At 61.2% G+C, this 23,221-nt stretch carries 15 protein-coding genes; 13 read left to right on the top strand and 2 right to left on the bottom strand.

All coding sequences use genetic code 11. The features are described from left to right. Nucleotides 1–469: 469 nt before the first annotated feature. Nucleotides 470–1,870: a DEAD/DEAH box helicase gene (locus tag ACVOK8_RS07970; protein WP_481566365.1), complete on the bottom strand. Its 1,401-nt coding sequence runs from the start codon at nucleotides 1,868–1,870 to the stop codon at nucleotides 470–472. A 371-nt stretch (nucleotides 1,871–2,241) separates the two neighbouring features. Between ACVOK8_RS07970 and ACVOK8_RS07965 the strand changes: the two genes are divergently transcribed. Next, on the top strand, nucleotides 2,242–3,231 hold the full coding sequence (locus ACVOK8_RS07965) for a fumarylacetoacetate hydrolase family protein (protein ID WP_481566364.1): 990 nt from the start codon (nucleotides 2,242–2,244) through the stop codon (nucleotides 3,229–3,231). Nucleotides 3,232–3,320: 89 nt separating this feature from the next. Beyond that, nucleotides 3,321–3,977 carry a maleylacetoacetate isomerase gene (gene maiA, locus ACVOK8_RS07960; protein ID WP_481566363.1) on the top strand — a complete coding sequence of 219 codons (657 nt, stop codon included), beginning with the start codon at nucleotides 3,321–3,323 and terminating at the stop codon, nucleotides 3,975–3,977. Nucleotides 3,978–4,199: 222 nt separating this feature from the next. Here maiA and ACVOK8_RS07955 read toward each other — a convergent pair whose 3' ends face one another. Further along, nucleotides 4,200–5,330, bottom strand: a complete 1,131-nt coding sequence (locus tag ACVOK8_RS07955) for a PilT/PilU family type 4a pilus ATPase (protein WP_282266812.1) — start codon at nucleotides 5,328–5,330, stop codon at nucleotides 4,200–4,202. A gap of 97 nt (nucleotides 5,331–5,427) precedes the next feature. On the opposite strand from ACVOK8_RS07955, the gene ACVOK8_RS07950 reads away from it, so the two are divergent. The 11 genes from ACVOK8_RS07950 (at nucleotide 5,428) to ACVOK8_RS07900 (ending at nucleotide 23,208) form a co-directional block, all read left to right on the top strand. Further along, nucleotides 5,428–5,814, top strand: a complete 387-nt coding sequence (locus ACVOK8_RS07950) for a DUF4398 domain-containing protein (protein ID WP_481508021.1) — start codon at nucleotides 5,428–5,430, stop codon at nucleotides 5,812–5,814. Then, nucleotides 5,814–6,695 carry a hypothetical protein gene (locus tag ACVOK8_RS07945; protein ID WP_481566362.1) on the top strand — a complete coding sequence of 294 codons (882 nt, stop codon included), beginning with the start codon at nucleotides 5,814–5,816 and terminating at the stop codon, nucleotides 6,693–6,695. The genes ACVOK8_RS07950 and ACVOK8_RS07945 overlap by 1 nt, the downstream gene beginning before the upstream one ends. 329 nt (nucleotides 6,696–7,024) lie before the next feature. Further along, on the top strand, nucleotides 7,025–7,243 hold the full coding sequence (locus tag ACVOK8_RS07940) for an HP1242/YdcH family protein (protein ID WP_481508019.1): 219 nt from the start codon (nucleotides 7,025–7,027) through the stop codon (nucleotides 7,241–7,243). A gap of 180 nt (nucleotides 7,244–7,423) precedes the next feature. Further along, nucleotides 7,424–8,794, top strand: a complete 1,371-nt coding sequence (locus tag ACVOK8_RS07935; RefSeq protein WP_481566361.1) for a pyridoxal-phosphate dependent enzyme — start codon at nucleotides 7,424–7,426, stop codon at nucleotides 8,792–8,794. Nucleotides 8,795–8,881: 87 nt separating this feature from the next. Next, complete coding sequence (locus tag ACVOK8_RS07930; protein WP_481566360.1) at nucleotides 8,882–10,069, top strand: cystathionine gamma-synthase; 1,188 nt, start codon at nucleotides 8,882–8,884, stop codon at nucleotides 10,067–10,069. Then, nucleotides 10,066–10,857 carry an ABC transporter permease gene (locus ACVOK8_RS07925; protein WP_481566359.1) on the top strand — a complete coding sequence of 264 codons (792 nt, stop codon included), beginning with the start codon at nucleotides 10,066–10,068 and terminating at the stop codon, nucleotides 10,855–10,857. Before ACVOK8_RS07930 ends, ACVOK8_RS07925 begins: the two co-directional genes overlap by 4 nt. Further along, complete coding sequence (locus ACVOK8_RS07920; RefSeq protein WP_481566358.1) at nucleotides 10,854–11,633, top strand: ABC transporter ATP-binding protein; 780 nt, start codon at nucleotides 10,854–10,856, stop codon at nucleotides 11,631–11,633. Before ACVOK8_RS07925 ends, ACVOK8_RS07920 begins: the two co-directional genes overlap by 4 nt. A gap of 2 nt (nucleotides 11,634–11,635) precedes the next feature. After that, complete coding sequence (locus ACVOK8_RS07915; RefSeq protein WP_481566357.1) at nucleotides 11,636–13,048, top strand: glycosyltransferase; 1,413 nt, start codon at nucleotides 11,636–11,638, stop codon at nucleotides 13,046–13,048. Then, nucleotides 13,045–16,662 (top strand): glycosyltransferase, encoded by a 3,618-nt coding sequence (locus ACVOK8_RS07910; RefSeq protein ID WP_481566356.1) that lies wholly within the window; start codon nucleotides 13,045–13,047, stop codon nucleotides 16,660–16,662. Before ACVOK8_RS07915 ends, ACVOK8_RS07910 begins: the two co-directional genes overlap by 4 nt. 15 nt (nucleotides 16,663–16,677) lie before the next feature. Further along, nucleotides 16,678–17,955 (top strand): nucleotide sugar dehydrogenase, encoded by a 1,278-nt coding sequence (locus ACVOK8_RS07905; RefSeq protein ID WP_481566355.1) that lies wholly within the window; start codon nucleotides 16,678–16,680, stop codon nucleotides 17,953–17,955. Nucleotides 17,956–17,988: 33 nt separating this feature from the next. Further along, entirely contained in the window at nucleotides 17,989–23,208 is a 5,220-nt protein-coding gene (locus ACVOK8_RS07900; protein ID WP_481566354.1) for an FkbM family methyltransferase, read from the top strand. Nucleotides 23,209–23,221: the final 13 nt, after the last annotated feature.

The following is a 23,221-nucleotide window of genomic DNA, read 5'->3' as shown; positions in this document are numbered from 1 at the left end:
CCCAAACCTCATCCCCAACGCTCAAACCCAAAGCACATAGCCAAAGCCAAACCACAAAGCCAAAGCACAAAGCCAAAGCACAAAGCCAAAGCACAAAGCCAAAGCACAAAGCCAAAGCACAAAGCCGAAGCTCAGAGCCGAAGCTCAGAGCCGAAGCTCAGAGCCAAAGCACAAAGAACAAAGCCAAGGCACAAGGCACAGAGCCAAGGCAAAAAGCACAAAGCGCTCGGCCACCGTCAGTGGGCGCAAGCGCGGTGCCCGACTCTCGACGTGGCAATGACAGGCCTTCCCTTCTCCCGCTCGCGGGAGAAGGTGCTCCGCAGGAGCGGATGAGGGGAAGCCTTTGATCTCGCCTTGGCTCCTGCACGAGGCCAACGTCAAAAGCTTGATACTCAACATCGCAAAAACCAGAAAGGCCGACGCAATGCGTCGGCCTTTCTTTGCAACTCATCCCAACAAAAAGTTGGAATCAGGCGCTGGTACGGCTCTGGCCCCGGCCGCCACCGCCACGACGCTGACCACCCCCCGGGTGCGCATCACGACGCTGCTGGCCATTGCCGGCATTGCGCTGGCCGCCCGGTTTCTGCGGCTGGCCGCCACGGCCGCCGCGCGGTGCATCGCCGGTCGGGCGGCGTGCGGCATGGCCGCCGTTGCCGCGACGCGGTGCCTTGTGGCCGCCCGGATGCTCAGCCTTGCCCGGTGCGCTGTTGCCCCAGCGAATCGGGGTGTGCGGCTCAAAGCCCGGCACGTCACGGATGTCCATGTCGCGGTCGAGCAGACGCACGATCTGGCGCAGCAGCTTGGCTTCGTCCTGTGCCACCAGCGAGACAGCCTCACCGGTCGAACCGTTACGGCCGGTACGGCCAATACGGTGCACGTAGTCTTCCGGCACCATCGGCAGGTCGTAGTTGATGACCTTCGGCAGCTCGTTGATGTCGATGCCGCGGGCAGCGATATCGGTGGCCACCAGCACGGTCACGCGGCCGGCCTTGAAGTCGGCCAGTGCGCGCAGGCGCTGGCCCTGGCTCTTGTTGCCGTGGATCGCCGCGGTCTTGATGCCGGACTTCTCCAGGAAATCCGCCAGCTTGTCGCAGCCATGCTTGGTGCGGCCGAACACCAGCGTCTGCACGCGGGAATCCTTGGCCAGCAGGTGCAGCAGCAGTTCACGCTTGCGCGCGCCATCCACCGGGTGCACGCGGTGGGTGATGGTCTCGGCAACGGTGTTCTTCGGCGTGACCTGGATCTGCTCCGGGTTATGCATGAACTCCAGCGCCAGCTGCTTGATGCTGTCTTCGAAGGTGGCCGAGAACAGCAGGGTCTGGCGGTTCTGGCGCGGCAGCTTGGCCAGGATGCGCTTGATCGAGGGCAGGAAGCCCATGTCGAGCATGCGGTCGGCTTCGTCCAGCACCAGGATCTCGACGCCGGACAGGTCGACGCTGCGACGCTCCAGGTGGTCGATCAGGCGGCCCGGGCAGGCGACCAGCAGGTCGACGCCACGGCGCAGCATGTCCAGCTGGTTGCCCATGCCGACGCCACCGTAGATGCAGGCGCTGGGGATGCGCAGGTACTTGCTGTAGCCACGCAGGCTGTCATGCACCTGGGTGGCCAGTTCGCGGGTCGGTGCCAGCACCAGGGCGCGCGGACGGCGCGGGCCATTGCCCACGCTCTGCGGCGAGGTTGCCAGGTGCTGCAGCAGCGGCAGGCCGAACGCGGCGGTCTTGCCGGTACCGGTCTGGGCGCCGGCCAGCAGGTCGCGGCCGTCCAGCGCAAGCGGAATGGCCTGCTGCTGGATCGGGGTCGGGTTTTCATAGCCCTGCTCGGCGAGCGCGCGCAGCAGGAAGGGCGCAAGGCCCAGGTTTTCAAACGACATGGAGTACTCCGAAACATGAAGAACGCGCGCCCATAGGGCTTGCGTTGCTGATCATTGAAGACCAGCTGATCTCGGAGCGTTCCCGTAAACCGCGCTGCAAGATCTGGATGCAACCAACGCGGTGCGCTGGCTGGAATGCGTGACGATAGGCGTCGGAGTGGGGGCGGGCGGGCGGATGGGCCAGATGGCCGCTGATCCTGCACCGCCGGCGATCCCTGAGGGAAACGGACGGCCGCTGGCAGACCGCGCTAGTCTAAGGGATTGTTTCGGCCGGCACAAAAACGCCCGTTCAGCATTCGGCTGGTGAGGCTGGTGGTAGCTGGCTTATTCATTACAATTGAAACTTATTTCTCCGCAGACTGGACACTCCCATGAAGCTTGGTTCCCTGAAGGAAGGCGGCCGCGACGGCACCCTGATCGTGGTTTCGCGCGACCTGACCCGTGCGGTGCGGGCCGCTGGCATTGCCGCCACCCTGCAGCAGGCGCTGGAAGACTGGTCGAATCTGGCGCCGCGGCTGAACGCGCTGTCCGAGCAGCTCAATGCCGGCGCCGTGGAAGGCGAGTTTGCCGTGGACATGCAGGCGCTGGCCGCGCCGCTGCCGCGCGCCTACGAATTCGTCGATGGCAGCGCCTACCTGCCGCACGTGGCGCGGGTGCGCAAGGCGCGCGGTGCCGAAGTGCCGGAAAGCTTCTATACCGATCCGCTGATGTACCAGGCCACCAGCGCCGGCTTCTACGGCCCGCGCGATGCGGTGAAGGTGATCAGCGAGGACTACGGCATCGATCTGGAAGCCGAGATCGTGGTCATCACCGACGACGTACCGATGGCGGTGACGCCGGATCAGGCTGCCGGTCACATCCAGTTGGTTGGCCTGGTCAATGACGTCAGCCTGCGCAACCTGATCCCGGGCGAACTGGCCAAGGGCTTCGGCTTCCTGCAGTCCAAGCCGCGCTCGGCGCTGAGCCCGGTGTTCGTTACCCCGGACGAGCTGGGCGCTGCCTGGCAGGACAGCAAGCTGCACCTGCCGCTGGTCACCCACATCAATGGCAAGTGGTTCGGCGCGCCGGAAGCCGGCGTCGACATGCAGTTCAACTTCGCCCAGCTGGTGGCACACGCGGCCAAGACCCGTCCGCTGTCGGCCGGTGCGATTGTCGGCTCGGGCACCATTGCCAACGAAGACACCGCGCTGGGCGCATCCTGCTTCGCCGAACAGCGCACCGTCGAAACCCTGCGCGATGGCAAGCCGTCGACGCCGTTCATGAGTTTTGGCGACGTGGTGCACATTGAGATGCTGGACCGTGACGGCGTCAGCATTTTTGGTGCGATTGAACAGCGCATCGAGCAGGCTTTGCGTCCCTGATACAACAGTTCGCGCGTTGACTGTGCTGGCGGTGAAGGAATCCTCACCGCCAGCCGCTATTGTGGTGGCAGGTGATGGGGGAATCTGACATGGAAGCAGGGCTGTCGCTCTATAGTTATTGGCGCTCAAGTGCCGCGTATCGCGTGCGCATCGGCTTGAACCTGAAGGGTCTGGAGTACGCGCTCACACCGGTGCATCTGGTGCGCGACGGTGGTCAGCAGCACGCGCCTGATTACGCGGCATTGAACCCGCAAGAGCTGGTGCCGACGCTGCGCCATGGCGAGCGTGTACTGAGCCAGTCGATGGCGATTCTTGAATACCTGGACGAAGTTTTTCCCGAGCCAGCCCTGTTGCCGGCGGATGCGGGTGGCCGTGCGCGGGTGCGCGCATTGGCGCAGCAGGTGGCCTGCGATATCCATCCGTTGAACAACCTGCGGGTGATGCAGTTCTTTGATCGCGAATGGAATGTGCCGCAGCCCGAGCGCGATGAGTGGACGCTGCATTGGATGCGGGTTGGTTTCGCCTCGCTGGAAGCCATGTTGGCGGGCTCGTTCGATACCGGCCGTTATTGCCATGGCGCCGAGCCCGGGCTGGCTGACTGCTGCCTGGTGCCGCAGCTGTACAACGCCCGTCGCTTCCATCTGGATCTGACGCCGTATCCGACCCTGCAGCGGATCGAGGAAGCCTGCCTGGCGCTGCCGGCATTTGATGCAGCCCGTCCGGAAAACCAGGTCGACGCGGTCTAACAGGGCTGGTGGTTGTGGGAGCGGCGTAAGCCGCGAAGCCGGCATTGCATCCGAAGCAGCAGAACACCCAATGCCCGGCGAAGTTGGTGTCCGGACCCATCAGTGACTTCGCGGCTTACGCCGCTCCTACAAAAGCCACCGCAGTCAGGCTTGGCTCATGGCTGCAGCAGCACAAACAGAAAGCCCCGCAATGCGGGGCTTTCTGTTGCATGAACCACCAGCTCAGAACCCGTGCGTGATCGCCGCAGGCGCCGACACCGCGAAGTCCGCATACGGGTCATGCTCGCCGCTGCCGCCTTCGGACAGGCGGAACTTCAAGGCCAGGCCATCGCGCGAGTCGGCGGCGCGCAGCGCTTCCTCCTGCTCGATGATGCCGTCCTTCACCATCCGGAACAGGCACTGGTCGAAGCTCTGCATGCCTTCTTCCAACGAGTCTTCCATCGCCTGCTTGATGGTGTGCACCTCGCCACGGCGCAGCAGGTCGCGGATCATCGGCGTGTTGATGAGTACTTCGGTTGCCGGCCGACGACGGCCGTCTTTGCCCTTGACCAGGCGCTGCGAAACCACTGCGCGCAGGTTCAGCGACAAGTTCATCAAGACGTTCTTGTGCGCGCTTTCCGGGAAGAAATTGAGGATGCGCTCGATGGTCTGGTCGGCGTTGTTGGAGTGCAACGTGGCCAGGCACAGGTGCCCGGTTTCGGCGAAGGCAATGGCCGCTTCCATGGTCTCGGCATCGAGGATTTCGCCGATCAGGATGACGTCTGGTGCCTCACGCATCGCGTTTTTAAGCGCGTTGTGGAAGGCGTGGGTATCCAGGCCGACTTCACGCTGGTTGACGATGGATTGCTTGTGCTTGTGCAGGAATTCGATCGGGTCCTCGATGGTGAGGATGTGCCCGGTCGAGGTGCTGTTGCGGTGGTCGATCATCGAGGCCAGCGAGGTCGACTTGCCCGAGCCGGTCGAGCCGACCACCAGTACCAGCCCCCGCGGGGTCATGATCACGTCCTTCAGCACCTGTGGGAGGTTGAGCTCCTCGATGCTGGGAATGCGGCTCTTGATTGCACGGATGACCATGCCCACTTCGCCGCGCTGCTTGAACACGTTGACGCGGAAGCGCCCGGCGTCGGCCAGGGCGATGGCCATGTTCAGTTCCAGGTCGCGCTCGAACTGCGGCACCTGGCCTTCGTCCATCAGCGAATAGGCGATTTTCTTGACCATCCCCGGCGGCAGGCCGGTATTGCCCAGCGGGTACAGCTTGCCTTCAATCTTGATGTAAACCGGCGCTCCGGTAGTCAAAAACATGTCCGAAGCGTTCTTTTCGGTCATCAGCTTCAAGAAATAGCCGATATCCATGCGAAATTTTCCCCAACAAACGGCGGCGTGCCGTTGCAAGCACGCCTCTGGCTTGACCACAATGGCCGCGCTCAGTCACCCAAGCCACGGCTCCCCAATGAAATCTAGCTTCGCACAATTAAGACGATTCCTGTGTGCTACCGCCTGCACATTCGTGCTATGCGGTAGCGCGTTGGCGCAGGATCCGGGCGCAATGGAATTGCTTGCCGCACAACAGGCCGTCGAGAAAGCCGACCGCGCCGACGCCGATCAGTACGCGCCCGACACTATGGCGATGGCCCGCCAGCAGCTGGGCCAGGCCCAGCAGGCTGCGAGTGATCGCCGGTTGCGCAAGCAGGCGCCAATCCTGGCGCTACGCGCTGCAGCCGATGCCGATCTGGCCCGTGCGCAGAGTGAGGAAGCGGTCGCACAGGCCCAACTTGCCCAGCGCAAGGCTGAGGTCGCACAGCTGCAACGCCAGTTGGCGACAGGGGAGGGACGTTGATGCGGATCAGGAATCTGGTGGTTGTTGGCCTGTTGGCCGTGCCCTTGCTGGCGCTGGCGGCGGAAGATCCTGCAGTTGGTGCCCTGAGTCACCGGCTGATGGTGCTGCAGGCCGATATGGCCACGGCCGATGTGGCTTCGTTCGAGAAGCTGCAGGCGCAGCAAGCCATCGCTGCGCTGGCCAAAGCCAAGCGCAAGGAACTGGACGATGCGCGTTATCTGGCTGAGCGTCGCGTCGCGATTGCCGAGGCGGCCAGCCGCGCGGAGCTGGCGCGACGTGAGGTCGGCGAGTTGGAGCGTACTCGCAGTGAATTGCTGATCGAGGCCAGCCGCCGCGATGCGGCCCGTGCCCGTCAGGAAGCGGAGCAGTTGCGGGTACAGACCCAGATCCAGGCCGAAGAGGCCGAGCGTCTGCGCCTTGCTGCCGAAGCCGAGACCCTGGCCCGCCAGGACGCGGAAACCGCGTTGACGAGCGTTGCCGGTCGCCAGCAGGCGCGTTTGAGCACGGCCCAGCAGAACGCCGCCAAGCTGGCCCGCGAAGAGGCGGAGCTGGTGTCCGGGCAGAAGTTGCCGGCCTCCAAGTTCGATGGCCGTGGCGAGCTCTACACCTACAGCGGCGCCGCGGTCGCGGCTGGCCAGGCGCCCCTGGCCGCCACTGCCGGCAACCAGGCCAAGGCCCTGGCCGAGTACCGGCACATCGGCAAGAAGGGCCGGGTCACCATCGAGGCCTATGACAGTGCCAATGGCGTTGGTCAGCGGCGTGCGCAGGCGCTCAAGGACGCGCTGGTGGCAGGTGGCGTGGCGGCCAACCGGATCCAGGTGACGGGCAAGAAGGCAGCCTCTACCCGGGCCCGTTCAGCGGAGGTCATTATCGCGCCATGACAAACTTAAATGGCTGAACTTGTTAGGTTTTTGTCATTCGTGCGAGGCTGAATGCGGCTTGGTTTGAATATTCAGTAAACGTTGCCGTATAGCGCTTGCCGGAACCTTTTTGCAGGCGTAGGGTCAATTGTCCGGGCGGCACTTTCGTCGTCCGGACAACGGAGGGCCGAGCCGGTGCAAGCGTGGCGCGAACCAGTAACCGAGAGCTCCTGGCAGGTTGGCCGGAGGACGGTTGGTGGTGCCGCGGTGGGCGGGCCCGGCTTTCCAATCCAGCAACGCCCCGTGCCGTCAGGCCGGGGCGTTCTTGTTTCTGTATGAAGGAGGTAGTCATGTTCGAAGGGCAGCCGCAGAGTGAAATCGACGCATTGGCCAAGGCCAACCCGGAGTTCAAGCAGCTCTACCAACAGCATAAGAAGCTGAACAAGAAATGCATGGACGCGGAGCTGGGTGTACTCCCGATTGACGGGGTCACCTTGGGACAGATGAAACGGGAAAAACTGCTGGCCAAGCAGAAGCTCCTGCGGATTTACGAAAACAGCATCAACTGAACCTTCCCCACGCTTGACCGTTTATGTCGCGGACGGTGGCGGCCTCCTCGTCGGCCGCCATTGTCCGCGTCACTTGGCAGTGTTGTGCCGCTGCCTGAAGGGGTGGTTACCTGACTTTCATGCACAACCATCGGATAATCATCGGTCCGGCCGCTATGCGGCGCGATCTGAACTTAACCGATGCCTATCCATTCCTCCATCCTCGAACTCATCGGCAATACGCCCATCATCAAGGCCCAGCGCCTGGATGTCGGCGTGTGCGAGCTGTACCTCAAGATGGAGAGCGCCAACCCGGGTGGGTCGATCAAGGACCGTATCGGCCTGTCGATGATCGAGGCCGCCGAGAAGCGTGGTGATCTCAAGCCTGGCGCGACGCTGGTCGAAGGCACCGCCGGCAATACCGGCCTGGGCCTGGCACTGGTGGCGCAGCAGAAGGGTTACAAGCTGATCCTCGTGGTTCCGGACAAGATGAGCCGGGAAAAGATCTTCAACCTGAAGGCCATGGGCGCCGAAGTGGTGCTGACCCGTTCTGACGTGGCCAAGGGCCACCCGGAGTACTACCAGGACCTGGCCAAGACCGTTGCCGACCGTACCCCGGGCGCTTACTTCATCAACCAGTTCGGCAACCCCGACAACCCGGCCGCGCATGAGTTCGGCACCGGTCCGGAGATCATCGAGCAGATGGGTGGTGACCTGGATGCGATCGTCTTTGGCTGCGGCAGCTCCGGCACCATGACCGGCTTGTCGCGCGCCTTTGCCAAGCTTTCGCCCAAGACCGAGCTGGTACTGGCGGACCCGGTCGGTTCGATCCTGGCCGAATACATCAACGACGGCACGCTGAACGAGAAGTCGGGCAGCTGGCTGGTAGAAGGCATTGGCGAGGATTTCCTGCCGGATATCGCCGATTTCAGCCGCGTCAAGAAGGCTTACGCCATCAGCGATGCCGAGAGCTTCCACACCGCGCGTGAGCTGCTGGGCAAGGAGGGCATCCTCGGTGGTTCCTCGACCGGCACCCTGCTGGCCGCCGCGCTGAAGTACTGCCGCGAGCAGACCACGCCGAAGAAGGTGCTGGTGCTGGTGCCGGATACCGGCAACAAGTACCTGTCCAAGATGTACAACGACTACTGGATGCTGGACAACGGCTTCCTTGAGCGTCCGCAGTTCGGCGACCTGCGCGACCTGATCCTGCGCCCGTACAGCCAGCGCGACACCGTGGTGGTGGGCCCGAAGGACCTGCTGACCACCGCCTACCAGCGCATGAAGCTGTACGACGTGTCGCAGCTGCCGGTGATGGATGGCAGCCAGCTGGTCGGCATCATCGACGAGAGCGACGTGCTGCTGCACGTTTATGGCGATGAAGCCCGTTTCCGTGACCCTGTCTCGGTGGCCATGGTCAGCAAGCTCGACCGTCTGGACGTCAAGTCGCCGATCGAAGCCCTGCTGCCGGTGTTTGACCGCGGCCAGGTGGCGATCATCACCGATGGTGACGCATTTCTCGGTTTGATCACCCGTATCGATCTGCTGAACTACCTGCGTCGCAGGGTTCAGTGAGTCTCGCGGGCACCCCTCGCGGGTGCCCAGCCTGAAAAATCAGACGAGGCTGGTAGAATTCCGCCTCTTTAGCTGGAAGTAGTAGTCATGACGGATCAGCATTCACGCAGCCAGGACGGCGAGCGCAGCCTGTCGCTTGCCACTTTGGCCATCCATGGCGGGCAGTCGCCTGACCCCAGCACCGGCGCAGTAATGCCGCCGATCTACGCTACCTCTACCTACGCCCAATCCAGCCCGGGCGAGCACCAGGGTTTCGAGTACTCGCGTACGCATAATCCGACCCGCTTTGCTTACGAGCGCTGCGTGGCCTCCCTGGAAGGCGGTACGCGGGGTTTTGCCTTTGCATCGGGCATGGCCGCCAGCTCCACCGTGATCGAACTGCTGGATGCCGGTAGTCACGTAGTGGCGATGGACGACATCTATGGCGGCAGTTTCCGCCTGTTCGAGCGTGTGCGCCGCCGCACCGCCGCACTGGACTTCAGCTTCGTCGACCTGACTGATCTGGCTGCGTTCGAAGCCGCGATCACGCCGAAGACCAAGATGCTGTGGGTCGAAACTCCGACCAACCCGATGTTGAAGATCGTCGACATCGCCGCGGTAGCTGCCATCGCCAAGCGTCACGGCCTGATCGTGGTGGTGGACAACACCTTCGCCTCACCGATGCTGCAGCGTCCGCTGGAGCTGGGTGCGGACCTGGTGCTGCATTCGGCCACCAAGTACCTCAATGGCCACTCCGACATGGTCGGCGGCATGGTGGTGGTCGGCGACAATGCCGAGCTCGCCGAACAGATGGCTTTCCTGCAGAACTCCATCGGTGGCGTACAGGGCCCGTTCGACAGCTTCCTGGCCCTGCGTGGCCTGAAGACCCTGCCGCTGCGCATGAAGGCGCATTGCGCCAACGCGATGGAACTGGCCAAGTGGCTGGAAACCCATCCGGCAGTGGCAAAGGTGATCTACCCGGGCCTGGTCTCGCACCCGCAGCATGCACTGGCGGGCAAGCAGATGGCCGGTTACGGCGGCATCGTTTCGATCGTGCTCAAAGGCGGCTTCGAGGCGGCCAAACGTTTCTGCGAACGCACCGAGCTGTTCACCCTGGCCGAGTCGCTGGGCGGCGTGGAAAGCCTGGTCAATCACCCGGCGGTGATGACCCATGCCTCGATTCCCGTGGCTCGCCGCGAGCAACTGGGCATCAGTGATGCGCTGGTGCGCTTGAGCGTGGGTGTGGAGGACGTGGTTGATCTGCGTGCTGATCTCGAGCAGGCACTGGCAGGATGAGTCGTTCGCTTATCGGTGATTACATCGACAGCTTCCGTAACCCCGGGTTCTGGACCTACTCCACCTGGTTGGAACTGGTGACCAAGTACCGCCGTTCGCGGTTGGGTTTGTTCTGGGCACTGTGTCCGGCGGTCATCTACATGTTCGGCGTGGGTGGTTTCTTTGGCCACCTGCAGGGCCATGAGGCAGCGACTTTCATCCCGCATCTGGGCATTGGCTATGTGGTGTTCCGGCTGATCACCATCAGTTTGAGCGATTGCACGACAACCTTGCCTGGACATTCAAATTTCATCATGGATGGCCGCGTGCGCTTGACCGACTACATATTGCGCGTAGTCGCCAAGGCGATGTTCTATTTCGTGATGTCGCTGCCGGCGATGGCTGTTGCGCTGGCCATCAGTTCAACACTCCGGCTCGAAGGCTTGGTGCTGGCGCTGCCGGCGTTCATCCTGGTGTTGTTGAACATCGGTTGGATGGGGGCGATCGTTGCCGTGCTCGGGGCCAGGTTGCAGGACATCCACGAGTTGATCGGCAGCGTGCTGATGTTCAGCTTTCTGTTTACTCCGATCATCTGGTTTGCCGACCAGGCACCGGTGGGCACGCTGCGCGGAACCATTGCACGTGCCAATCCGCTTTATCACATGATCGAAAGCGTGCGCGCACCCTTGCTTGGTGAACCCATCGAGAACCTCACCTACATCTACCTGGGCTTCATGCTGGTGGGTGGCTGGTTGCTGGCTTCTTTCATCTATCGTCGTTATGCACGCTTCGTGCCGGTGTGGGTATGAGTCAGGACATTCATCTTCGTGCGATCAACATTGATCTGGACCTGCCCGTGTACTCGCAGGAGCAGCGCACGGTCAAGGCCAGTCTTGGGGTTCTGCTGCAGGCTGCGTTCCAGCCGCCCAAGCGCTACATGCGACCCACCCTGCAGGACATCAATTTCGACCTGAGGCCGGGCGATAGGCTTGCCGTGGTCGGCCGTAATGGCGCGGGCAAGTCGACGCTGTTGAAGGTGCTGGTCGGTGCCTATCCACCGACCCGTGGTCGTCTGGAAGTGTCTGGTGCCCGGCAGGCGCTGCTGAATCTCTCGCTGGGGTTCAACCAGGAAGCAACCGTGGTGGAGAACATCCTGCTGCGGGGCATTGCCATGGGTTTGAAGCCGCGCCAGGCCAACGCTATCGTGGCTGGCGTGCTTGAGTTCGCTGAGCTCGCCGAGAAAGCTGGTGACCGTTTGAAAACCCTATCATCAGGGCAGCGCATGCGTCTGGGCTTTTCACTGGCTACGGCCGTGGATCATGAAATCCTGATCATGGACGAATGGATCGGTACCGGTGACGCTGGCTTCGTCAGGAGGGCCCAGGAACGCATGCGCTCCAAGGTCAATAGCGCACAGATCGTGGTGCTCGCCAGTCACAACTTCAAGCTGATGGAAAACGTCTGCAACAAGGCGATCCTGCTCGAAGGAGGTCGCATCCACATGGTGGGTGAGGTGCAGCCGGTGCTTTCTGTGTTCCAGCAGATGCTGCGTGATGAGGCGCCCGTACCTGTTGATGCGACCTGACGATGAAGATTCTGCTGGTTGCATACGATTTTCCACCGATACCCTCGCCACAGGCGCTGCGTTGGGCCTACCTGGCGCGTGAGTTGGCCCTTGCGGGTCATCAGCTGCAGGTGATCGCCCCGGATGTGCCTGGCTATGGTGCCGGTGGTCTGCCGGTGCTGCCATCCTCCATCCAGGTGCATCGAGTTGACCCGGGAAGACTGTCCCGGCTGCTGTTCGGTCGCGGACAGAAGAGCGTCGTCGCGCAGGATCCAGCCGTCACTGCCGAGGCTTCCGTGATGAAGGTGCCGCTGGCTGCAGGCAACGCCGGCCAGGTTGTCGAGATATTGAACTGGAAAGGACGCCTGCGCAGAAAGCTGGAGCGGTCGCTGAGTTTCAGAGGCAGGCTCAACGGTGGGCTCAACTGGAAGGGGCGGCTTGCCGAGACAATCAAGGATGTGGTTTCGCGGTATAGGTTCCCGGACCATCGGGTTGAGTGGGTTCCGCATGCGATAGCCAAGCTTGATGAACTCATTCTGGTGCAGCGCCCCGATGTGGTGATCGTGTCGCACGAACCTGCCTGCACACTGCCAGTGGGTCTGGCGGCGGCCGAACGTGGCTTGCCGTTGGCCGTGGACATGGGAGATCCTGTGTTGGCTGCATACACGCCACCGAAGTGGCGTGGCAAGGCCTTGGTGCTGGAGCGTGCCGTCTGTGATGCGGCCACCTTGGTGACCGTTACTACCGATGCGGCCGTGAAACTACTGTTGCAGCGTCACTCGCGTTTGACACCCGAGCGTACCGCGACCATCACCCAGGGCTTTGATCCTTCCTTTGACGCTGTGCAGGGCGACCGTCTTGTCGAGTTCGACCCGAAGCGTCTGGAGTTGCTTTACACCGGCAGTTTCTACAGCTTCCGGCGAGCCGAAGCATTGTTGAGCGCGGTTACCGGCACGCCGGGAGTGCGGCTGAGCGTGGCGACCATCAATGCGCCCGACTATCTGCAGAAGGCCGCTGAGCGATATCCGGAGAGTATCCGTATCGTCGGCTTCCTGCCGCACCGTGCCGCACTGGAGGCGCAGCGCCGATGTGACGTGTTGGTGAATCTTGCAAATGCCGACCCGGTGCAGGTGCCAGGCAAGGTGTTCGAGTATCTCGGTGCTGGGCGACCGTTGTTGCATTTGCGCGGCCCCGAGCAGGACGCCACCGGCGCGGTGATAACGCAACTGCGGGCCGGTTGGGACTTGGCCGCTGATGAATCGGCCATTGTCGACGCCTTCCTGCAGATGCAACAACTGAAGAAGAATTCCGCGCTGGATGAGCGTGCGGCCGATCGTGCTTCTGTTGAAAAATACGGTTGGCCTGCGTTGGCACAGGAATGGGCGCGGCGCCTGCAGGGCCTGTTGGACCCGCAAGCCAGTCGGATTTCGATGTGATCAGGGACGAGCTGGAGCTCCGGCAGAAGCTGCGCGATGCAGGAGAGCGGGTGCGCGCCATCGAAGGCGAGTGCGATGCCCTGCAAAGCCGGAGCAAGGATGCGCTGGAGGATGCGGCTACCGTGCGCGGCGAGCTGGATGCACTGCGCGCCGAGCTGGATGCGCTAAAGGGCAGTCGTGCATATCGATTGGGGCGGGGGTTGGCTGACGCGTTGCAGGATCCAGGGCTAGTCCTGCATTGGCCGCGGAAGCTATGGGTCAAGGCCAAGCGGCGCCTGCCCAGTGGGCGTGGCGCCGCAAGCGCCGAGCCGGTTGCGGTTGCGTTCGCACCCGTTTCGCTGCAACCAACGCTGAGCGTGCCGGCCGAGCCGGTAGATTGCGCAGGTGATGAAGTCACCCCGCTTCCCGCTGCCGCGGCCCTGCCCACAGATACCGCGCAATTCCGTATCGCGATGGTCTGCGATGGATTCACCGCACAGAATCTTGCGCCGGAATGCATGACGCTGTCTCTCCATCCGAATGGCTGGGCAGAGCAGATCCGCAGGTTTCATCCCCACTTCCTTCTTGTTGAGTCGGCGTGGACAGGCTTGGAAGGGGAGTGGGAGGGCAAGGTGTTTTCGGCGAGTGCCGAGCTCCGCGCGCTGGTCGCAAGCTGCCGCGCGGCTGGTATCCCGACGCTGTTCTGGAACAAGGAAGATCCGCTTCATTTTGAAGCGTTCGTCGGCACAGCGGCGCTGTTTGATCATGTATTTACCACGGACGCTGATTCCATTCCCCAATATCTGGAAAAGCTGGGGCACGCCCGGGTGGGCGTACTCCCGTTCGCGGTTCAGCCGCGCCTGCACCATCCGTTTGCGCAAGCCGATGAACAACGTATCGAGGGCAGTTTTTTCGCCGGTGCATGGTACGGAAATCTGGAAACGCGCTGCCGGGATTTCAACAAGCTTGCAGATGGCTTGGCGTTGGCGGGCCCTTTCCATATCTATGACCGCAATGGCGGTACGGTCGACGTAGATAGGCACTATCCATCACGTTTCCGCGAGTATCTTCGGCCAGCGGTGAATTACGAACAGACTCCGGCGTTGTACCGTAGTTATCGTATTGGCCTGTCTTTGAACACGATCAAGCAGAGCTCGACGATGTTCGCCCGGCGCGCGCTGGAGCTGATCTGCACCAATACTTCTGTTTACAGCAACCACTCCAAGGCACTCAAGCTGATGTTCGGGGACCTGGTCAGGGTTACCGATGACGGTGCGGTGATGCTGGATTGGGCATGGCAAGAATTGCACGAGCCGGATGCCGACGAACACCGGAGCCGGCGCCTGTTGGCCATGCGCAAGGTGCTGGCCGAGCACACGTGGGCAGCGAGGCTGCGCACGCTCGCCACTATCTTGTCGGGCCAGTCCGTGCAATCGCCGCGCAGGCGCGTGAACGTGCTTTGCAGCGTGGACGATGCAGAGCAGGCGGCGCACATCGCGCGGATGGCCGATTGCCAGCAGGGCGTCGAGGTCGCGCTGTATGTGCGGTGTGGGCAGGCCATAGCACTGCCTGCAGGTGTGGTGCGGCTGGATGATTTGACGCTGCAGGCGTCGGTTGCCGCCAGCTTTGCCGGGGAACTGGTTTCGCTCTGGTCGGCAGAGGACAGCTACGGGCCGCACTATCTTGGTGATCTGGCTGCCAGCCTTGCATTTGCGCAAGGCGATGTCGTCGGCAAGGCGTGCTTCCCACGCTTCCGTGACGGGCAGCGCGAAATGGTGGGCGTGGGCAACGAATACCGGTGTGTCGAGCATTTGGCTTGGAAGCGTTCACTGGCACCTGCTCAGTTCTGGCCAGGCACTGTTTACGCGTTGCTGGACGGTGTTGAGCATGGCCAGTTCCACGGCGTGCGGTTGCTGTCCACGGATTGCCAGTCATATATCGAGGGGGCCTGTTCCGCTCTGCATGGCTGGAGCCCGTTGGTGCTTGATCAAGGCATCCCCTTCGACCAGCTGGAGCAGTGCGTCCGGGGCATCGTCGCAGACGCGACACCCATGCAGACACCGGTGGTCGAGGGGCGGGCGCTCGCGGACCTGTTCGACCCGACCCGGTTGCCGGCAGGTACGTCCATTGCCACGAAAAACGGGGTGATGGAGATCGTCAGCAAATTGCCACAGGGGCGTGAGCAGGCGATCTTCTCCACGTGTTTCCAAGCCGACAGTCTCCACCAGGGGCGTGCGATTACGCGGGTTCGGCTGATGGCCGAACCCAGCCAGTCCTACGACGTCTATCTGGATGCCATCGCTGGAGGATCCGGCCAGTGCATTGAGCGCATCCGATTGTTCCCAGGGACAACCCATGCCGTGGTGGCGGACCCGCGTGCAGGTGGCTACCGCTTTGCCATCGGCATCCGCGGCTCCTATGTCGGTTACTGGCGCGGCCTTGCGGTGGGCGATACGCTGCCTGCGCCGCTGTTGTTGCCCGGCGGCAATAGAGTACTGGTGGTGGTCAATGGATACCCAGCGCACGGCGACCTGTATCGAAATGCCTTCGTTCATCGGCGTGTCAAGCTCTACCGCGAGCAGGGTATAGCTGTGGACGTTGTCTGGGTCTGCTCGCAGCGGGCCCGGACCAGTTATTCATTTGATGATGTCTGCGTGCAGGTATGCGACGCAGCCACCTTGCGTGCTTCGCTCAGATACTGCCGATACGCGTCCATCGCGGTGCACTTCCTCGACGAGGAACTGTGGGAGGCCGTACAGGATGCAGTTCTGGATACACGTGTAGTGGTATGGGTCCATGGTGCGGACATCCAGCCCTGGAGCCGGCGTGCCTACAATTTTCGCTCGGCGAAGGAGCTGGAGCAGGCCCAGCGGCAGAGCGAGGCCAGAATGGCCTTCTGGCGTGGGTTGTTGAACCCTGCACCGGCAAAACTGCACCTGGTTTTCGTTTCTGCGATGCTTGCTGAACAGGCTTGGGATGATCTTGGGTTACGGCTGGATTCCAGCCAATGGACGGTCATCCACAATCCTATCGACGCGACGTATTTCGACTACCGGCCCAAACCGGCCGAGCAGCGTTGGAATGTATTGTCGATACGGCCCCACGCAAGTCGAGGGTACGCCAACGACCTGGTTGCCGCTGCAATTCATGAGCTGGCGCGCGCGCCGGAGTTCGCCAGAATGCGCTTCACGCTGGTAGGTGACGGCGCGCTCTGGGAGGAAAATTTCTCGACGCTCGGGATTTATCCGAACGTGGAGCTGCGCAGGGAGTTTGTCGGCCGTAACGAGATTCGAGATCTTCATCGCGAGAACGGGATATTCCTGGTTCCAAGCCGCGGTGATACTCAGGGGGTCAGTCGTGACGAGGCCATGGCTTCCGGCCTGGTGCCGGTAACCAACCCGGCGGGCGCCATACCAGAGTTCGTTGATCAGGAAAGTGGTGTTCTATGTGCTGCCGAGCAGCCCAGCGATTTGGCTGGGGCTTGCTTGCAGCTGGTAAGGAGTCCGGAATTTTTTCAACGCCTTTCTGCCGCTGCCGCGGCGCGGGTCAGGGCGCAGAGTGATTCCGGGCAGGTGGTGGCAAAAGAACTGGCTGCGCTGGATTTTGATTCAGCAGTTAGAATCAACTTGATATAAAAAAAGGAATTGAAGATGGATATTGCTTCGACGCGTCTGGCGGTTATTGGGCTTGGTTATGTTGGCTTGCCGCTGGCTGTTGCGTTCGGTCGCAGGATGTCGGTTGTCGGCTTCGACATCAACAAGGAACGCATCGCTGAACTGCGCACTGGCCTGGATCGCACCTTGGAGGTCGAGGCCGAGCTCCTCGCCGAGGCGAAGGGACTGACATTCACCAGTGAGCTGCACGATATCGCAGATTCCAACGTCTACATCGTAACGGTGCCGACGCCCATCGATAATGCGCGCCAGCCGGATTTCGATCCATTGCTGAAGTCCAGCGCCGCGATTGGTTCGGTCTTGAAAGCGGGTGACGTGGTCATTTATGAATCGACCGTTTACCCCGGCGTTACCGAAGAAGTATGTGTGCCGGTGCTGGAAAAAGCGTCGGGGCTCAAGTTCAACGTTGACTTCTTCTGCGGTTACAGCCCGGAACGGATCAACCCGGGTGACAAAGACCGCACGGTCACCAAGATCATGAAAGTCACCTCAGGCTCAACCCCTGAAATCGCGGACTATGTGGATGATCTTTACAAAAGCGTGATTGTGGCCGGGACGCACAAGGCCAGCTCGATCCGCGTGGCTGAGGCGGCCAAGGTAATTGAGAACACGCAACGTGACGTAAACATCGCGCTGATGAATGAACTGGCCCGGATTTTCCATCGGATCGGCATTGATACCCATGAAGTCCTGGCAGCAGCCGGAACCAAATGGAATTTCATGAAGTTCGTGCCCGGCTTGGTTGGTGGTCATTGCATTGGCGTGGATCCCTATTATCTTGCGCACAAGGCGACCATGCTTGGTTACAACCCGGAGCTGATCCTGGCTGCGCGCCGCATCAATGACGACATGGGGGCGCATGTCGCCAATCGCCTGCTGCGGACGATGGCGAAGTCAGGTATCAACATCGTTGGCTCGAAGATTCTCGTGCTGGGCGTTGCCTTCAAGGAAAACTGCCCGGATGTGCGCAATACCAAGGTGGTCGACGTCATTTCCGAGTTGGCTGATACCAATGCAGTAATCGATATCTATGATCCGTGGGTGGACAAGAACGAGGTCCAGCATGAGTACGGTTTGGATCTTGTCGATAAGCCCGAGGCCGGTGCGTACGATGCGATCATCCTTGCCGTAGCCCACGAACAGTTTGTTGGTGAGAAGTCCACCATCGATCTGCAGGGTTTGCTGAAAAGCAATGGCGTCATCTTCGACGTGAAGGGCATCCTGCCTGCGTCCTCGGTTGTTCAGCGTCTCTGAAGTGAATCCAGTGGCTAACGGTGCGGTGGTCGTATGAATGAAGAAGTTAATAAGAATGTGGCGAACGTTCCGGCGTCCATAGGCTTCAACGCCCATGGCAAGGATGTCTTTCTGTATTTCGCCTCGGCCACCGATCATATCGCCAAGGTCATCGCCTCCACCTCGAACTTCTACGAGCGTGAGTTGCTGGAGTTCGTAGGTGGCTTGGTCCCGGCGGGTTCGCGTGTTGTCGACGTTGGCGCGAACGTGGGCAACCATACCGTCTATTTTGCCAAGATCTGCGGTTGCGTGGTGGAAGCGTTCGAGCCGTTTGATGCAGCGCTGGAGCTGCTGCGGCTCAACCTGCGCACCAACGACCTGGAATCCCAGGTGACGGTGCATTCCAGTGCGTTATCTGACAAGCACGAACAGCTCTCGGTCGTCAGTAGTGACGCTGGCAACCTGGGGGCCACTCGGTTTGGTGGCGATGAGGCCGGTGGCGTGCAGGCATGCCGCTTGGATGACTATACCTTCGCATCGCCGGTGGCTTTGTTGAAAATCGACGCCGAAGGAATGGACATCGCCGTGGTTCGTGGTGCTTCGGCGACGATTGGCCGGGATCGGCCGATCGTCATTTGCGAGGCTGCTGTCCATGCGGAGTACGAGGCGCTGTTGACCGAGCTGACAACCCATGGTTACGAGTCCGTGGCCTGTTTCAATGCCACCGATACTTACGTATTCCTTCCTTACGCAACACCGGCCGAACGTGACTTCTTCCACCAGCTCAGTGCAAGGCGCATGGTTGAACTGCAGCGGGAGCTGAAGGGCGCGGTTTCCAGCATTGGCGGGCAGAAGCGCTCGCTGGACCGCGTCGCGCACGAACAGCGGGTTGGCCTGCGCTCGGTTGACGATGAACTCTCATCCGCCAAGTCCGAAGTTTCGTCGATCTCGGCGAAACTGACCGAGGTGGAGAGTGCTGCCGATCTGCTGCGCGTCAGTTTCAAGACCATCCTGCGCAAGATTGACAACGCAGAGTCCGGCATCAGTGTGATGGGTGACCTGCAGGGCGCGCTTGGCGTGCTCAAGCAGGATGTGGAGTACCTGAGCAAGCTCGACTCCGAACGATCTTCGGAAGTACTGCATATTTCCGGTGGGCTGATGTCCATCAAGGACGATCACGCCGCCGCGCTGGATCGCGTGCTGCATGATGTCGCCCAGGTGCAGGTCGATCTGCAGGGGGAGCTCAGCCGGGTCGACCTTGGCACGACACGACTGGAGCTGCTTTACGGAGAGCAGGCCGGGCAGCTGGTTCGCCTGGAGAAGGAGTGGACGGAGCACAGTGCACAGCTCCAGCGGGACGTCGCGCTGCATGATGAGCAGGTATCACAGAAGATCGGCGCACTTGACGGTCGACTGCGGGATGAAACCTCGCGCGTCGAGTCGAAGCTGCGGGACGAAGCCACCCGCATCGAGTCGACACTACAGGATGAGACTTCGCGCGTTGAGTCGAAGCTGCGGGACGAGGCCGCTCGCATCGATTCGGCACTGCATAGGGAAACTTCGCGGGTGGAGTCGAAGCTGCGGGATGAAACCGCTCGCATCAAGTCGGCACTGCAGAGTGAAGCTTCGCGGGTCGAGTCGACGCTGCGGGATGAGGCTGTGCGTGCCGAGACGGCGTTGCGGAATGAAACTTCGCGCATCGAGTCCAGGCTGCAGGTTGATACCGCACGTATCGAATTGGCATTGCAAAGCGAGATTTCGCGCCTCGATGCAACATTGCAAGACGAAACGTCGCGGGTCGACTTGGCGCTGCAATGGTCGGCTGATCAGTCGCTTGATGCGATTGCCGAGTTTGACGCCAAGCTGAAGAGGGAGCTCCAGCAGCTCTCGGATGAACTGGAGTCGGTGCGCAGGGAGAGTATGCAGCATGCGGAGGTCAGGGCCGAGCTCCAGAGTCTGGGTGCGTCACTCGAAGCTCAGTTCGCAGATGTGGGCAGCAAACTTCAAGCGCTCGATGAGATCTCGATCCTGCGGCAGGGGGTAGAAGCACTGCGCAATGAGCTTGCACTGGCCAAGTCCGGGCAAGTGTCGCTGCGCAGTCAGCTGCAGGGCGCTGTCGCGATGTCGGCTGCACAACAGTCTGGCTTCGAGGCAGGGGTGAGTGTTCGCTTCGAGGCCCTTCTGCAGCGTTTGCAGCAGTTGGAGTCGGAGGCTGTTAGGCAGGACAATAGATTCTCTGCGCTCATGGAGGGGCGGATGTTCTCAACGTTGAGGAAAACCAAACAGGGCTTGATGAAAATCATCAGGCCGTTCGCCGCATCACGTGAGGCCTTGCCGGTATCTGTGGTCACGGTGCAAACCGTTGTCGCTGAACCAGCTCCCGTTGCGCTCAAGGCCCCGGCGCCGGTCACGGCCGCCGTGACGGTAGCCACGGCGCCGGCGCCGACCTCGCCACCGAAGACCGCCCCATCGCACGTTGCAGCTGAGCCAGTGGTGATGGCTGCTGCAGTGGTGGCAGCACCGGCGCTTGAGACCGTACCACCCAAGCCAGTTTCGTCAGTCAAGATCGAGAACATCAGCTACACATCGCGCAAAGGCAATGTGGCGACGATCGCGGGATTGGATCAGGCATTGCCCGAGTCGGCGTTGATCTCGGTGGTGATGACGACGTTCAATACCAAAGACTATGTCGAGGCCGCCGTCCGTTCCATTCTGGAACAGACACACCGCAAGCTTGAGTTGATCGTCGTCGATGATGGCAGCAACGACGGAACCTTGGAGTTGCTCGAGGCAATGCAGGTCGCTGACCAGCGCATGCGGGTGTTCTCGTTCGGGGTCAATCGCGGTACTTATTGGTGCAAGAACTTCGGCATCACCAAGGCCAAGGGTGTGGCCATAACCTTCATGGACTCCGATGACACCAGTGCTCCCAGTCGCTTGGCTGAGCAGTACAAGGTATTGCGGGAGCCAGGCTGCGCGGTCAGCACCTGTCTGCACGAGCGGCGTACGCTGGACGGGGAGCTGGTTACAGTTGCTGGCCGTACCAAGCGTCTGGCCTATATCAGCCAGATGATGCGCAGGCAGGTTTTTGACGCGATCGGGTATTTTGACTGCGTGCGGACATCTGCCGATGACGGCATGCTGCGGCGGATCAAGGTGTTCATTGGTGCCACGGCCCATCGCAACGTCGATCAGGTCCTGTATCACGCGGTAGTGCGCGAGAACTCGCTGACCCAGGACCCGCAGAACAAAGGCATATCCGCGCAGGCCGGTGACCTCTCGGCGCCGCGGAAGGCCTATAGCGAGGCTGTGGATGCCTGGCACGATTCGCTGCTGCGCAGAGGGCGTCATCCCTACCTGCCGTTCCCGCTTGTGCGCCGTCCGTTCCCGATCCATGAACGTCTGCGAGTGGATGCCGGCGGTATATATGAGTCCGAGTTCATCTCGGTCTGCGTTGCCAGTTTCCCGCCCAGGGAACGGCAGTTGAAGCAGGTAGTGGCCAGCCTGATCGATCAGGTGGACCGCATCTTTGTCTATCTCAATGATTACGTCAGTGTCCCGGACTACCTGAAACACCCGCGCATTGAAGTGCGGGTCGGCGGTGAGGATCTGCGCGACAACGGCAAGTTCGCCTTTACAACCGAGTTGCCTGCAGGCTATTGCTTCACGGTGGATGACGATATTGTCTATCCGCCGGATTATGTGCAGGCGATGATCCGCAAGGTCGAGATATATGGCCGCATGGCTGCCGTCGGCCTGCACGGGACCATTTTTGCCAAGCCGTTTGTGTCGTATTTTGAAGGGCGCAAGCTGTTCCACTTCAAACAGTCGCTGGATCGCGATGAATTGGTTGACCAGCTCGGTACGGGCACTTTGTGCTTCCACACCAGCCTATGGAATCCCAGTCACCTGGATTTCTCAAGCAAGGGTATGGTCGATGCCTGGATCGCAGTGGCCGCGGTCAAGGCAGGCATCCCGTTGGTGGCGGTTGCCCGCAAGCGCAACTGGTTGATGCCGATCCCCGATCCGGCAGCGAACGGTGGCTCCACGCTGTTCGATGAATTCAAGCACAGCTGTGAGGCACAGACTGCATTGATCAACAGCGTCTCGGGCTGGGGGCACGAGATGTCGGGAGCTTCCAAGCACTTTCTCGAGACACGCATCGCGAACTTCGGTGCGGGCTTTGCGCGCGAGATCGCTGAACTGAACATGCAACCGGCCACGGTGGAGCATTCCGTTTCCAACCTGATCGATGGGCGCTACCAGCGGCAGTCGTTCAAGCTTGCCGTAGTTGGACGTACTGATCGCCAGCGCTGGAAGAAGGGCGGGATCCTGAAGTCGACCCACCTCACTGCTGACATGCTCCGACCACTCGGGATGGATGTACAGCTGGTGGACCTTGAAACGGGTGATCCCAAGGGGTTGAATGGTGAACATGCCGACATTGTGATGATCTATCCAGGTGACCCGGAGCGTCCGGACTTCGCCGAGGTAATCAAGCTCGTCGACATCCATGCAAGTCAGGGGCGTGCGGTGTTGGTGAACCTGTCGCTCAATGGCCGCACGTCGCGCAAGCGGTTCATCTGCGAGCAGATGATGGAGTGGCGCAAGTTGTACGGGACCCGTGTAGGGGCGATGGTGTTCTCTGACCGGGTGGAGGACGACCCGTTGCTGGCAAGTGTGGCCGACCTGTTGGTGGCCATTCCCAAGACACTCAGCTACGAGCAGGCTCCTGACCTTGGTTTCCACCAGCGCGACGGGATCTTCCTTGGCGACTATGGCAAGCTCTGCGACGACACCTTGGTCGCCTGGCGGGCGGAAGAGGTGATTGAGGCGCTACAGGACCAGGTGCCAGAAGCAAGGTTGTTCTGTGTGGAACAGTACCGTCCAAAGCGAGCCCGTAACCTGGCCATCGAGATGCTGCCGTTTCTTGGTGAGGAGTACACCGGGATACTGTCGCGCTCGCGGCTGATGCTGAGCCTGGTCAAGTTTGCAACCTTTGAAATGGTTCCGATGGAATTGGCTGCCATGGGCGTTCCCGTCCTGCACCCAAAGATGGATAATTCGCTGTCCGACTACCTCGGGTTGGGGGCGATCGAAGTTCGTTCAGTTTCCCACCTTGCGGAAGTTTCGAAGGTGCTCTATCGGGATCAGCAGATCTGGGAAGGCGTTTCCAATGCCGGTGCCAACGTCGCGCTTGGGCTTTCCTGGGAAAAAATGGGGGCGCAGATGTATCTGCGGCTTTTGGCTTTTTGGCGAAATTCTATTAACTGAAAATCTGGAGTAG

This window comes from Stenotrophomonas sp. STEN083, assembly GCF_056759195.1.
Note: the sequence above shows the minus strand (reverse complement) of the source record. Positions and strands in the feature narration are given on the sequence as shown.